The sequence below is a fragment of the Microbacterium sp. PAMC22086 genome, from assembly GCF_019443525.1.
Classification (GTDB): domain Bacteria; phylum Actinomycetota; class Actinomycetes; order Actinomycetales; family Microbacteriaceae; genus Microbacterium; species Microbacterium maritypicum.
This window is the reverse complement of record NZ_CP080380.1, coordinates 2,928,167-2,941,543: the sequence shown is the minus strand read 5'-3', so window position 1 is coordinate 2,941,543 and position 13,377 is coordinate 2,928,167. Positions and strand designations below refer to the sequence as shown.

Here is a 13,377-nt window from a genome sequence, read left to right as displayed (position 1 = left end):
AGCGATGAGGGGCACCGCCCGTACTTTGAGAACTACACAGTGGACGCGAGCATCTTGCAGCTGATCTTCGGATCGGTTGCACAAGATGATCTTAAAGATCATTAGTCAATTTCATTCCAGGCTTTCGAGTCTGGAGTCGATTCTGATTCAAACTCATGTGATTTCAAGTCTTTAAGAGCAAACGGTGGATGCCTTGGCATCTGGAGCCGAAGAAGGACGTAGCAATCTGCGATAAGCCTCGGGGAACTGATAAGCAAGTTTTGATCCGAGGGTGTCCGAATGGGGAAACCCCGCTGGGCGGCGTGCCGACCTAGTGACTCCCGCCTGAATATATAGGGCGGGTAGAGGGAACGTGGGGAAGTGAAACATCTCAGTACCCACAGGAAGAGAAAGCAACCGCGATTCCGTTAGTAGTGGCGAGCGAAACCGGAACAGGCTAAACCTAGCGTGTGTGATAGCCGGCAGGCGTTGCACGTTGGGGGTTGTGGGACTTTTCAGTCATCTCTGCCGAGATGGCGGCGTTACAAGAAGGTATAGACGAACGGTCTTGAAAGGCCGGTCATAGAGGGTGCCAACCCCGTAGTCGAAATGCCTCTCTTGGCGCGAAGAGTATCCCAAGTAGCACGGGGCCCGTGAAATCCCGTGTGAATCTGTCAGGACCACCTGATAAGCCTAAATACTCCCAGATGACCGATAGCGGACAAGTACCGTGAGGGAAAGGTGAAAAGTACCCCGGGAGGGGAGTGAAATAGTACCTGAAACCGTTTGCTTACAAACCGTTGGAGCCTCCTTAGTAGGGGTGACAGCGTGCCTTTTGAAGAATGAGCCTGCGAGTTAGCGATATGTGGCGAGGTTAACCCGTGTGGGGTAGCCGTAGCGAAAGCGAGTCTGAATAGGGCGATTCAGTCGCATGTCCTAGACCCGAAGCGAAGTGATCTATCCATGGCCAGGTTGAAGCGACGGTAAGACGTCGTGGAGGACCGAACCCACTTAGGTTGAAAACTGAGGGGATGAGCTGTGGATAGGGGTGAAAGGCCAATCAAACTTCGTGATAGCTGGTTCTCTCCGAAATGCATTTAGGTGCAGCGTTGCGTGTTTCTTGCCGGAGGTAGAGCTACTGGATGGCCGATGGGCCCTACAAGGTTACTGACGTCAGCCAAACTCCGAATGCCGGTAAGTGAGAGCGCAGCAGTGAGACTGTGGGGGATAAGCTTCATAGTCGAGAGGGAAACAACCCAGACCACCAACTAAGGTCCCAAAGCGCGTGCTAAGTGGGAAAGGATGTGGAGTTGCCTTGACAACCAGGAGGTTGGCTTAGAAGCAGCCACCCTTGAAAGAGTGCGTAATAGCTCACTGGTCAAGTGATTCCGCGCCGACAATGTAACGGGGCTCAAGCACGCCACCGAAGTTGTGGCATTGACATTATTGGTAGGCCTTCGTGGTCCAGCCGTGTTGATGGGTAGGAGAGCGTCGTGTGGCCAGCGAAGCGGCGGTGTAAACCAGCCGTGGAGGCTACACGAGTGAGAATGCAGGCATGAGTAGCGAATGACGTGTGAGAAACACGTCCTCCGAAAGACCAAGGGTTCCAGGGTCAAGCTAATCTTCCCTGGGTAAGTCGGGACCTAAGGCGAGGCCGACAGGCGTAGTCGATGGACAACGGGTTGATATTCCCGTACCGGCGAAGAACCGCCCAAGCTAATCCAGTAGTGCTAAGTGTCTGAATCCCAGTGACTGATCCCTTCGGGGTGACGCTCTGGGCCTAGCGCACGACCCCATTCTGGTGCGGTTAGCGTATTAACAGGTGTGACGCAGGAAGGTAGCCCAAGCCAGGCGATGGTTGTCCTGGTGCAAGTGCGTAGGCCGAGTCGTAGGCAAATCCGCGATTCACATAGGCTGAGACACGATGCGGATAAAAAGTGGGTGATCCTATGCTGCCAAGAAAAGCATCGACGCGAGGTTCTAGCCGCCCGTACCCCAAACCGACTCAGGTGGTCAGGTAGAGAATACCAAGGAGATCGAGAGAATCGTGGTTAAGGAACTCGGCAAAATGCCCCCGTAACTTCGGGAGAAGGGGGGCCTTCGGCGTATAGGGATTTACTCCCGAAAGCGTTTGGAGGCCGCAGAGACTAGTGGGTAGCGACTGTTTACTAAAAACACAGGTCCGTGCCAAGTCGCAAGACGATGTATACGGACTGACGCCTGCCCGGTGCTGGAAGGTTAAGAGGACCGGTTAGCCGCAAGGCGAAGCTGAGAATTTAAGCCCCAGTAAACGGCGGTGGTAACTATAACCATCCTAAGGTAGCGAAATTCCTTGTCGGGTAAGTTCCGACCTGCACGAATGGCGTAACGACTTCCCAACTGTCTCAACCGCGAACTCGGCGAAATTGCATTACGAGTAAAGATGCTCGTTACGCGCAGCAGGACGGAAAGACCCCGTGACCTTTACTACAGCTTGGTATTGGTGTTCGGTGTGGCTTGTGTAGGATAGGTGGGAGACTTTGAAGCATGGACGCTAGTTCGTGTGGAGTCGTTGTTGAAATACCACTCTGGTCACTCTGGATATCTAACTTCGAACCGTAATCCGGTTCAGGGACAGTGCCTGGTGGGTAGTTTAACTGGGGCGGTTGCCTCCCAAAAAGTAACGGAGGCGCCCAAAGGTTCCCTCAACCTGGTTGGCAATCAGGTGTCGAGTGTAAGTGCACAAGGGAGCTTGACTGTGAGACTGACAGGTCGAGCAGGGACGAAAGTCGGGACTAGTGATCCGGCAGTGGCTTGTGGAAGCGCTGTCGCTCAACGGATAAAAGGTACCTCGGGGATAACAGGCTGATCTTGCCCAAGAGTCCATATCGACGGCATGGTTTGGCACCTCGATGTCGGCTCGTCGCATCCTGGGGCTGGAGTAGGTCCCAAGGGTTGGGCTGTTCGCCCATTAAAGCGGTACGCGAGCTGGGTTTAGAACGTCGTGAGACAGTTCGGTCCCTATCCGCTGCGCGCGTAGGAAATTTGAGAGGATCTGACCCTAGTACGAGAGGACCGGGTTGGACGAACCTCTGGTGTGTCAGTTGTTCCGCCAGGAGCACCGCTGATTAGCTACGTTCGGGATGGATAACCGCTGAAAGCATCTAAGCGGGAAGCCGGCCTCAAGATGAGATTTCCATACCTTCGGGTGAGAGGCTCCCAGCCAGACTACTGGGTTGATAGGCCAGATGTGGAAGTGCAGTAATGCATGCAGCTGACTGGTACTAATAAGCCGATGACTTGATAACACACCGTTTGTTGGTGCTACGCGTCCACTGAGTGGTTCTCGATGTACGGTCGAGAACCGCATAACAACAATGACTTTGTTATGTGTTTGATTGAAACATCAATAGTGTTTCGGCGGCCATAGCGTGAGGGAAACGCCCGGTTACATTCCGAACCCGGAAGCTAAGCCTCACAGCGCCGATGGTACTGCAGGGGGGACCCTGTGGGAGAGTAGGACACCGCCGGACTCCTTTTAGTCAAAATGGCCACCCATCGTTGGGTGGCCATTTTGCGTTTACACGAAGAGAGCAGGGAGCATCATGCCAGAAGAGGAAGAGCGCCGTCCGCGTCGCAACGACGACAGTGGATCGCGCGGGAACCGGGCTTCTGGCGGACGCTCCGGCAACAGTCGAGACGCCGCAGCTCCGCGCCGTGAGGGTGGCGGGTACAACCGTGATGGTGGTGCTCCGCGCCGCGAGGGCGGGTACAACCGTGATGGTGCAGCTCCGCGCCGCGAAGGCGGCTACAACCGTGACGGTGCAGCTCCGCGCCGCGAAGGCGGGTACAACCGTGATGGTGCAGCTCCCCGTCGCGAGGGTGGCGGGTACAACCGTGATGGTGCAGCTCCCCGCCGCGAGGGCGGCTACAACCGTGATGGTGCAGCTCCCCGCCGCGAAGGTGGCTACAACCGTGATGGTGCAGCTCCCCGCCGCGAAGGTGGCTACAACCGTGATGGTGCAGCTCCCCGCCGCGAAGGTGGCTACAACCGTGACGGTGCAGCTCCCCGTCGCGAGGGTGGCGGGTACAACCGTGATGGTGGTGCCCCGCGCCGCGAGGGCGGGTACAACCGTGATGGTGGTGCCCCGCGCCGCGAGGGCGGGTACAACCGTGACGGCGCGGCTCCCCGTCGCGAGGGTGGCGGCTACAACCGTGACGGTGCAGCTCCCCGCCGCGAGGGCGGGTACAACCGTGATGGTGGTGCCCCGCGCCGCGAGGGCGGGTACAACCGTGATGGTGGTGCCCCGCGCCGCGAGGGCGGGTACAACCGTGATGGTGGTGCCCCGCGCCGCGAGGGCGGGTACAACCGTGATGGTGGTGCCCCGCGCCGCGAGGGCGGGTACAACCGTGACGGTGCAGCTCCGCGCCGCGAGGGCGGGTACAACCGTGACGGTGCAGCCCCTCGCCGCGATGGCGGCGACCGCGACAAGTCCCGGTCTTTCCCGCAGCGTGGGGGAGCGGGCAGGGAGCGTCCGGCTCAGGCGGCCAACGAGCGTCCGCGGTTCGATGAGCCGCACATCCCCGATGAGGTCACGGCCCGTGATCTCAATGGGGCAGCTCGCAACGAGCTCAAGACTCTGAGCAAGGAGAACGCCGAGCACGTCGCCCGTCATCTGGCGATGGCCTCCCGCCTCATCGACGAGGATCCCGCACTGGCTCACGAGCATGCGCTGGCTGCGTCGCGACGTGCCGGCCGCATCGCGATCGTCCGGGAGACTCTCGGCATCACCGCGTATGCCACGGAGGACTTCGCCCTCGCTCTGCGCGAGCTGCGCACCTACCGCCGCATCTCGGGCAAGGACGATCAGATCGCGCTGATGGTCGACAGCGAGCGCGGCATCGGTCGTTCCGACCGTGCTCTCGAGACTGGGCGAGCCGTCGATCGCTCCGCGCTCGACACGCCTGTCCGCGTCGCGCTGGCGATCGCGATGTCGGGCGCTCGCCTCGACCAGGGCGATCTCGAACTCGCACTCGGCGAGCTCGAGATCCCCGAGCTCGACCCCGATCGCGCATTCGAATGGAGCCCGGCTCTGTTCGCCGCTCGTGCCGCTGTCCTCGAAGATCTCGGACGCGCGGACGAGGCGGAGTTCTGGGCTCATCGCGCCGAGGTGGCCGCCGAGGCGCTGGGCGTCGCTGACGCCGGCGACGAGGAGATCTTCATCGAAGACAGCCTCATCGAAGGCGAGTTCCCGGACGACGAGGGCGGCGCACAGGGCGTCGCCGCGGCGACCTCTGACGATCTCGCTCCTGAGGGTGCTGAGGAAGAGTCGGATGTCGAAGAGGAGAGCGCCTCTGACGACGACGACGCGTCTGCGGAAGTGGACCCGACGGTCGAAGACGAGGTGCGCGAGCTTCTCGGCGAAGACGAGGACGATGACTCGGACCCGGAGGCGTAGTGGCGCTGTTCTCTCGGAAGCGATCCCCGCGCACTCCGCTCGACGGGGTCGACACGGTTCTCGCTGATCTCGATGGTGTGGTGTACGCAGGGCCTCGCGCGCTGCCGTTCGCGGTGGACAGCCTCAACGAGGCGGCGAAATCGGCCCGGCTCGGCTACATCACGAACAACGCGGCACGCACGGATGCCTCGGTCGCAGCGCACCTGAGCAGTCTCGGGCTGCGCGTCCAGGCATCCGATGTCGTCACCAGCCCGCAGGCCGCGATGCGACTGATGGCGCAGATCGTCCCCGCGCCGGCGACGATCCTCGTCATCGGCGGCGACGGCCTGGTCGACGAGGTGCAGAAGGCCGGCTACACGGTCACGCGAAGCGCCGAGGACTCGCCGAGCGCTGTCGTGCAGGGGCTCGCTCCCGAGGTGGCATGGACGGATCTCGCCGAGGCGGCATACGCGCTCAAGCTTCCCGAGGACGAAGGCGGCATCCCGTGGATCGCCACCAACACGGACTGGACGATTCCGCGCGAACGCGGCGTCGCGCCGGGCAACGGGACGCTCGTCTCGGCCGTGCACACGGCCATCGGCAGGCTCGCGACGGTCGCGGGGAAGCCGGAGGAGCCGATCTTCCGTGAGGCCCTCGCGCGCTTCGGCGCGAAGAAGGCGCTCTTCATCGGGGACCGTCTCGACACCGACATCATGGGAGCGAGTCGTGTCGGTATCGACTCGGTGCTGGTGCTCACGGGCATCGATCGTCCGAAGCATGTGCTGGCCGCACCGGAGGGTTCGCGTCCCACCTACATCCTCGGCGACCTCCGTGAGCTCCATGCTCCTTATCCCGAGGTGATCGAGCAGGGCGGTGTGTTCCACGTGAACGGTGCCGCCGTGCGCGTCTCGGGAGCGGATGTCGAGATCGTCGCGGAGTCGGGCGAGCAGATCGATCTGCTGCGCGCGGGTGCCGCCGCCATCTGGGCATCCGGGACCCCGGTGTTCGTGCTGCGGGTACCCGAGCGCCTGTATGACGATCCGTTCCATCGCCCCTGAGGCGGCTCGCGTGGCTCCCTCCGGCGTCGGAGGCGCCGCGTACAGTAGAACCGTGAGCGATGAGACGACGAGCGCGCCGACCGATGGTCTGTGGAGTCGACTGCGCCTGATCGAGGGCCAGCCGCTTCCGGCGCGAGCCGATGCGTACTCAGCCCTCCACGACGAGCTTTCACGTCGCCTCGACAGCGGCGCGAAGCTCGAGCAGCGGGAGACTTCGGGATCCCGATGACGCGACTCGACGCCGCCCTCGCCGCCCGAGGACTCGCCCGTTCGCGCAGCCACGCGGCCACCCTCATCTCCGAGGGACTCGTGAGCGTGGACGGCCGCCCCGTCGTGAAGGCGTCCACCGCTGTCGACGACGCGGCGGAGATCACGATCGCCGGGGCCGACCACTACGTCGGGCGCGCCGCCCACAAGCTCATCGCCGGACTCGACGGCTTCGCGATCCCGGTCCAGGGGCGTCTCGCGCTCGACATGGGCGCATCCACCGGGGGCTTCACCCAGGTGCTGCGGGAACGCGGAGCACGCAGAGTTCTGGCCGTCGACGTCGGGCACGGGCAGCTCGCCCCGACCATCGCCGCCGACCCGGGAGTGGTGGCCGTCGAGGGCTACAACGTGCGCCACATGACTCGTGAGAACCTCACTGCTGCCACGGGAGAGGCTGAGGCGCCCGACCTCATCGTCGGAGACCTCTCGTTCATCTCCCTCGAACTCGTCCTCCCCGCCGTCGCCGCCGTGGGCACAGCGGAATCCGACATCCTGCTGCTCGTGAAGCCCCAGTTCGAGGTCGGGCGCACCGCCGTCCGCGGGGGACTGGTCACGGATCCCGCCACGCGCGCGGATGCGGTGTCGCGAACGGTCTGGAGCGCCTGGGACGCAGGGCTCGGAATGCTCGGCATCCTTCCCTCCCCGATCCTCGGAACGCACGGCAACGCCGAGTATCTCGTGCATCTCGCGCCGGGCCGGGGAAGCAATCCGACAGAATGGCTGGACAGCATCAACCGACTGGCAGGAGGACGATGAACGAGCGCAGCATCCTGGTCGTCGCCCACGCGGGCCGTGTGGACACCGTCGAGGCCGCCCGCCGGGTGATCGATGCGCTGAGAGACGCGGACGCACGGCCCGTCCTCGCCGCCGATGATCACGAGGCCCTCGTCGCCGTCGACCCGTTCTTCGCCGAGACCGAGGTGCTCGGCGTCTCCGTCGACCCGTCCGACCTCGAACTGGCCATCGTTCTGGGTGGTGACGGGACGATCCTGCGTGCGGCGGAACTCGTGCGAGACAGCGGTGCACCGGTGCTCGGTATCAACATGGGCCACGTCGGCTTCCTCGCCGAGATCGATCGCGACGACATGGACAAGGCCGTGCGTCGTGTCATCGACCGTGACTACGAGGTCGAGGAGCGACTCGCGCTGTCGGTGCGTGTGAAGGATGCCGACGGCACCGTGGTCTACGAGACCTGGGCCCTCAACGAGGCCACCGTCGAGAAGGCGAGCCGTGAGCGGATGATCGAGGTCGTGCTCGAGATCGACGGCCGACCGCTGTCGAGCTTCGGCTGCGACGGCATGGTCGTGTCCACCCCCACGGGCTCGACCGCCTACAACTTCTCGGCCGGGGGCCCGGTCATCTGGCCCAGCGTCGAGGCGATCGCCGTGGTGCCGTTGTCCGCCCACGCTCTGTTCGCCAAGCCGCTCGTCGTCAGTCCCGATGCCTCCGTCGCGATCGAGATGCTCGAGCGCACCGACGGCTCGGGCATTCTGTGGTGCGACGGCCGGCGCTCGCACGATCTGCCGCCGGGCGCTCGCGTCGTGGTGCGTCGGTCGTCGCGTCCGGTGAGGCTCGCGCGTCTGCATCCGACGGCGTTCACCGATCGCCTCGTGCGCAAGTTCCAGTTGCCCGTCGAAGGATGGCGTGGCCAAGCCCCGGGGGCATCGTCGTGATCGAGGAGACGTCATGATCGAGGAGATGCGGATGCAGGGACTCGGCGTCATCGCCGATGCCGTGTTGCCGCTCGGCCCTGGATTCACCGCGATCACCGGCGAGACGGGTGCGGGCAAGACCATGGTCGTCACCGGCCTCGGACTGCTGCTGGGTCAGCGTGCCGATTCCGGAGCGGTGCGTGCCGGCGCAGCACAGGCATCGGTGGCCGGCGTCTGGATCGTCCCCGCCGCCGGCAGCGTCGCGGAGATCGTCGCCGATGCCGGTGGCGAGCTCGAGCCCGTCGGAGCCGGGAGCGCAGAGCTCTACGTGTCGCGCACGCTGAGCGCGGAGGGCCGCAGCCGTGCGAGCGTGGGGGGACGCGCCGCGCCCGCCGGTGTGCTCTCGTCGCTCGCGGAAGAGCTCGTCGTCGTCCATGGCCAGTCCGAGCAGTTGCGTCTGCGCTCGGCCGCGGCTCAACGCGATGCCCTCGACCGCTTCGGCGGCTCTCCGATCACGGACGCCGTGGACCGTTACGCCCAGGCCTTCGCACGCTGGCGGACCCTCGACAGCGAGATCACGGAGATCACCGAGAACCGGGACCGTCGAGCCGAAGAGGCCGCGCGTCTTCGGGAGGCCATCGCCCTCATCGAGGCGACGGCGCCCGAGCCGGGGGAGGACGAGGAGCTCACTGCGCGCGCGGAGCGTCTCGCCAATGCCGAAGAGCTGCGTCTCGCGGCCTCCCTCGCCCACGGCGCGCTCTCGAACGAAGAGGGCGAGCCCGATGCCTCGGCACTCGTCGCTGAGGCGCGTCGCGTGCTGGAGAGGGCGTCCGATGCCCAGCTGATCGCGATCGGGGAGAACCTCGCCGACATCGGCTACCGGATCGCCGACACCGCCGGCCTCCTCTCCGCCTATCTCGCAGACCTCGATGAGACCGGTCCGCATGAGCTCGCCGCCGTCGAGGAACGCCGTGCCGCCCTCGGCACCCTGATCCGTGCGCACGGATCTCTCGACGAAGCCCTGGCCCTCTGGCATACCGGATCCGCTCGATTGGCCGAGCTCGATGACGACGGAGATCGCATCGAACGCCTCATCGCCGAGCGGGATGCGGCGCGGAGCGAGCTCGACGCACACGCCGACGCCCTGACGGCAGCGCGCACCGAGGCCGCGTCCCGGCTCGGTGCGGCCGTGACCGAAGAGCTGCACGCACTCGTGATGCCGGACGCGCGCCTGGAGGTCGTGGTCTCCGAAGGAGCGGAGAGCGCGCACGGTCGCGACGATGTCGCGATCCTCCTCGCTCCTCACCCCGGTGCGGAGCCGCGCTCCGTCTCGAAAGGTGCGTCCGGTGGCGAGCTCTCGCGCGTGATGCTGGCCATCGAAGTGGTGATCGCCGCGACGGACCCGGTTCCGACTTTCGTCTTCGACGAGGTCGATGCGGGCATCGGCGGAGCGGCGGCTATCGAAGTCGGGCGGCGACTCGCCCGGCTCGCCGAGAAGTCGCAGGTCATCGCGGTGACGCATCTCGCACAGGTCGCTGCCTTCGCGAACAACCATCTCTCGGTCGTCAAAGCCAATGACGGCGCGGTCACGGCCTCCAGTGTGCGGCGTCTGGAGGGGGAGGAGCGGGAAGCCGAGATGGCGCGTCTGCTGTCGGGACTCGCCGATTCCGATGCCGCTCTGACCCATGCCCGCGAACTTCTCAGCCTCCGCGTCCCCACTGCCTGATAGGATCGAAGCCCGTGATGAACTCTTCTTCTGCGGGACCCAAGAACGACACGACCAAGCACATCTTCGTGACTGGTGGTGTCGTTTCGTCTTTGGGTAAGGGACTGACGGCTGCCAGCCTCGGCAACCTCCTCACTGCTCGCGGTCTGCGCGTTGTGATGCAGAAGCTCGACCCGTACCTGAACGTCGATCCGGGCACGATGAACCCCTTCCAGCACGGCGAGGTTTTCGTGACGGATGACGGGGCCGAGACCGATCTCGACATCGGACACTACGAGCGCTTCCTCGACATCAACCTGTCCGAGGCGGCCAACGTCACCACCGGTCAGATCTACTCGCAGGTCATCGCGCGCGAGCGCCGCGGCGAGTACCTCGGCGACACCGTGCAGGTCATCCCGCACATCACCGACGAGATCAAGCGCCGCATGCGGCTGCAGGCCTCTGAGGAGCCGCGCCCCGACGTGATCATCACCGAGGTCGGCGGCACCGTCGGCGACATCGAGTCCCAGCCGTTCCTCGAGTCCGCCCGCCAGCTGCGCCACGAGCTCGGACGCGACAGCGTCTTCTTCGTGCACGTGTCGCTCGTGCCGTTCATGGGCGCGTCGGGGGAGCAGAAGACCAAGCCGACCCAGCACTCGGTCGCAGCCCTCCGCCAGGTCGGCATCCAGCCGGATGCGCTGGTGCTGCGCAGCGACCGTCCGGTGAGCGCGAGCAACCGCAATAAGATCGCGCTGATGTGCGACGTCGACGTCGAGGGTGTCATCAACACCGTCGATCTGCCGAGCATCTACGACATCCCCTCGACGCTGAACGACCAGGGTCTCGACTCGTACATCGTGCGCCGCCTGGGTCTGGACCAGAAGGCGGCCGATGTCGACTGGACCCGCTGGAACAAGGTGCTGCACGCGGTGCACAACCCCAAGCACGAGGTGACGATCGGTCTGGTCGGCAAGTACATCGATCTGCCGGACGCCTACCTCTCGGTGACCGAGGCGCTCAAGGCCGGCGGCTTCGCGCAGGAGACCAAGGTCAACATCCGCTGGATTCCGTCCGACCTCTGCGAGACGCCGGAAGGCGCCCAGGAGCAGCTGGCCGAGCTCGACGGCATCTGCGTGCCCGGCGGATTCGGTATCCGCGGCATCGAAGGCAAGCTCGGCGCGCTGAAGTTCGCGCGCGAGCAGGGCATCCCGACGCTCGGCCTCTGCCTCGGACTGCAGTGCATGGTCATCGAGTACGCCCGTGACGTGGCGGGAATCGTCGGTGCCTCGTCGAGCGAGTTCGACCCGGACACCGCAGAGCCCGTCATCGCGACGATGGCCGAGCAGGTCGACATCCTCGACGGCGGCGACCTGGGTGGCACCATGCGCCTCGGTCTGTACCAGGCCGCACTCGCCGAGGGGTCGCTCGCCCGCGACCTCTACGGCGCGCCCGAGGCATCCGAGCGCCACCGTCACCGCTACGAGGTGAACAACGCCTACCGCGACCGTCTCTCGGCAGCAGGACTGGTGTTCTCAGGCCTCAACCCTGAGCTCGACCTGGTCGAGTACGTCGAGCTGCCGCGCGACGTGCACCCGTACTACATCGCCACCCAGGCGCACCCCGAGCTGCGTTCGCGTCCGACCGCCCCGCACCCGCTGTTCCGCGGCCTGGTCGGTGCGGCGATCGAGCGGCACCGTGCAAGCGAGCTGTTCGACGTCAGCGCGGATGACTGAGTCGACGGAGAACCTCCGGGACGAGCCCTTCGAGCCGGAGGTTCTCCACAGCGACCTCGTCTACCGGGGTAGCGTCTGGGACGTGCGCTCCGACCGCGTGCGCTACGGCGAGGGCGAGATCGTTCGGCAGTACGTCGATCACACCGGCGCGGTGGCGATCGTCGCGCTCGACGACGAGGGGCGCGTGCTGCTGATCCAGCAATATCGCCATCCGATCCGGCACCGTGACTGGGAGCTTCCAGCCGGGCTGCTCGACGTGGAGGGGGAGGAGCCTCTCGCTGCCGCCCGACGCGAGCTCGCCGAGGAGGCCGACCTGGTCGCCGCGCACTGGGAGCCGCTGGTCTCCTCGTGGACGACTCCCGGCGGGAACGACGAGATCATCCACCTGTTCCTCGCGACCGGGGTCGCATCGGCCGGATCGCCACACGATCGCGAAGACGAGGAAGCGGACATCCGTGTGGAGTGGGTGCCGCTGGCCGAGGCCGTCTCCGCCGTGCTCGAGGGGCGGATGCGCAACGGCATCCTCGCGATCGGTGTGCTCGCAGCCGCACAGAGGCTCCGCGACCGGAGCTGACGATGCTGCTCGAGCGCGCCCTCGACGCCTACCTGCGTCATGTCACGGTCGAGCGCGGCCTGAGCGCGCACACGATCGCGGCGTACCGACGTGACCTCGGGACATACCGTGAGTGGCTGGTCGCCGAGGGGATCGGCGACACCGCGGAGGTGACATCCGCGGTGATCGATCGGTTCATCGGTGAGCGGGCCTCGGCGGAGCCGCCCCCGGCCTCGACGAGCCTGGCCAGACTGCAGTCCTCGGTGCGAGGGTGGCATCGCTTCCTGGCGCGGGAGGGCATCGAGGTCGATGACCCGAGCGCCCGTCTCCGTCCGCCGAAGGCGCCGCAACGGCTTCCCAAGGCGCTGACCATAGAACAGGTCGAGCGCCTTCTCTCGGCGCCCTCAGACGAAGAACCTCTCGGCATCCGTGATCGTGCTCTGCTGGAACTCCTCTACGCGACCGGCGCGCGCGTGTCGGAGGCGATCGACCTCGATGTGGACGATCTGGCTCACGGCGACGTCCTGCGGTTGAGGGGCAAAGGGTCGAAGGAGCGCATCGTGCCCCTGGGGTCTTACGCGCGCACCGCCGTGGACGCCTATCTGACGCGCGTGCGCCCGGGGCTCGCCATGAAGGGACGGGCATCGGCCCGACTCTTCCTCGGTGCTCGTGGAGCCCCGCTTTCCCGCCAGAGCGCGTGGCTGGTCATCCGGGCCGCCGCCGAGCGCGCCCAGATCACCACCGACGTCTCGCCGCACACCCTGCGGCATTCGTTCGCGACGCACCTCCTGCAGGGAGGTGCCGACGTGCGCGTGGTGCAGGAGCTGCTCGGCCATTCCTCCGTCGCGACCACGCAGATCTACACGCACGTCTCGGTCGACGCCCTCCGCGACATCTACGCGACCTCGCATCCCCGCGCGCGCTGAGGGGAGAGGTCCGTTATCGGACGCGCCAGGAGCATCGCCCGGATTCTTCACGACGCGTGATTTATCATCCCTCAGGTGGATGCGGGG

10 protein-coding genes and 2 rRNA genes are annotated in these 13,377 nt (G+C 65.1%); 11 read left to right on the top strand and 1 reads right to left on the bottom strand.

Features of this window, described 5'->3' with window-relative positions; genetic code table 11:
* Nucleotides 1–161 precede the first annotated feature (161 nt).
* Nucleotides 162–3,266 (top strand): 23S ribosomal RNA (locus tag KY497_RS14595).
* A 108-nt stretch (nucleotides 3,267–3,374) separates the two neighbouring features.
* Nucleotides 3,375–3,491, top strand: a 5S ribosomal RNA gene (gene rrf / locus KY497_RS14590).
* 9 nt (nucleotides 3,492–3,500) lie between these two features.
* On the opposite strand, the gene KY497_RS14585 is transcribed toward rrf, so the two are convergent.
* Nucleotides 3,501–4,634, bottom strand: coding sequence for a hypothetical protein (locus KY497_RS14585; RefSeq protein ID WP_219869385.1), 1,134 nt, complete (start codon nucleotides 4,632–4,634; stop codon nucleotides 3,501–3,503).
* A 6-nt stretch (nucleotides 4,635–4,640) separates the two neighbouring features.
* Here KY497_RS14585 and KY497_RS14580 point away from each other — a divergent pair, with 6 nt between their 5' ends.
* The 9 genes from KY497_RS14580 to xerD are packed head-to-tail and all read left to right on the top strand — an operon-like array spanning nucleotide 4,641 to nucleotide 13,290.
* Nucleotides 4,641–5,417 carry a hypothetical protein gene (locus tag KY497_RS14580; RefSeq protein ID WP_219869384.1) on the top strand — a complete coding sequence of 259 codons (777 nt, stop codon included), beginning with the start codon at nucleotides 4,641–4,643 and terminating at the stop codon, nucleotides 5,415–5,417.
* Nucleotides 5,417–6,454: an HAD-IIA family hydrolase gene (locus KY497_RS14575; RefSeq protein WP_219869383.1), complete on the top strand. Its 1,038-nt coding sequence runs from the start codon at nucleotides 5,417–5,419 to the stop codon at nucleotides 6,452–6,454. The genes KY497_RS14580 and KY497_RS14575 overlap by 1 nt, the downstream gene beginning before the upstream one ends.
* Nucleotides 6,455–6,506: 52 nt before the next feature.
* Nucleotides 6,507–6,683 carry a hypothetical protein gene (locus KY497_RS14570; RefSeq protein WP_164743656.1) on the top strand — a complete coding sequence of 59 codons (177 nt, stop codon included), beginning with the start codon at nucleotides 6,507–6,509 and terminating at the stop codon, nucleotides 6,681–6,683.
* Nucleotides 6,680–7,477, top strand: coding sequence for a TlyA family RNA methyltransferase (locus KY497_RS14565; protein ID WP_055867122.1), 798 nt, complete (start codon nucleotides 6,680–6,682; stop codon nucleotides 7,475–7,477). Before KY497_RS14570 ends, KY497_RS14565 begins: the two co-directional genes overlap by 4 nt.
* Nucleotides 7,474–8,394 carry an NAD kinase gene (locus KY497_RS14560; RefSeq protein ID WP_055867128.1) on the top strand — a complete coding sequence of 307 codons (921 nt, stop codon included), beginning with the start codon at nucleotides 7,474–7,476 and terminating at the stop codon, nucleotides 8,392–8,394. The genes KY497_RS14565 and KY497_RS14560 overlap by 4 nt, the downstream gene beginning before the upstream one ends.
* A gap of 13 nt (nucleotides 8,395–8,407) precedes the next feature.
* Nucleotides 8,408–10,099: a DNA repair protein RecN gene (gene recN / locus KY497_RS14555; RefSeq protein WP_219869382.1), complete on the top strand. Its 1,692-nt coding sequence runs from the start codon at nucleotides 8,408–8,410 to the stop codon at nucleotides 10,097–10,099.
* A gap of 17 nt (nucleotides 10,100–10,116) precedes the next feature.
* Nucleotides 10,117–11,811, top strand: coding sequence for a CTP synthase (locus KY497_RS14550; protein ID WP_017830134.1), 1,695 nt, complete (start codon nucleotides 10,117–10,119; stop codon nucleotides 11,809–11,811).
* Nucleotides 11,804–12,385 carry an NUDIX hydrolase gene (locus tag KY497_RS14545; protein ID WP_055867133.1) on the top strand — a complete coding sequence of 194 codons (582 nt, stop codon included), beginning with the start codon at nucleotides 11,804–11,806 and terminating at the stop codon, nucleotides 12,383–12,385. The genes KY497_RS14550 and KY497_RS14545 overlap by 8 nt, the downstream gene beginning before the upstream one ends.
* Nucleotides 12,386–12,387: 2 nt before the next feature.
* Nucleotides 12,388–13,290: a site-specific tyrosine recombinase XerD gene (gene xerD / locus KY497_RS14540; protein ID WP_219869381.1), complete on the top strand. Its 903-nt coding sequence runs from the start codon at nucleotides 12,388–12,390 to the stop codon at nucleotides 13,288–13,290.
* Nucleotides 13,291–13,377 lie beyond the last annotated feature (87 nt).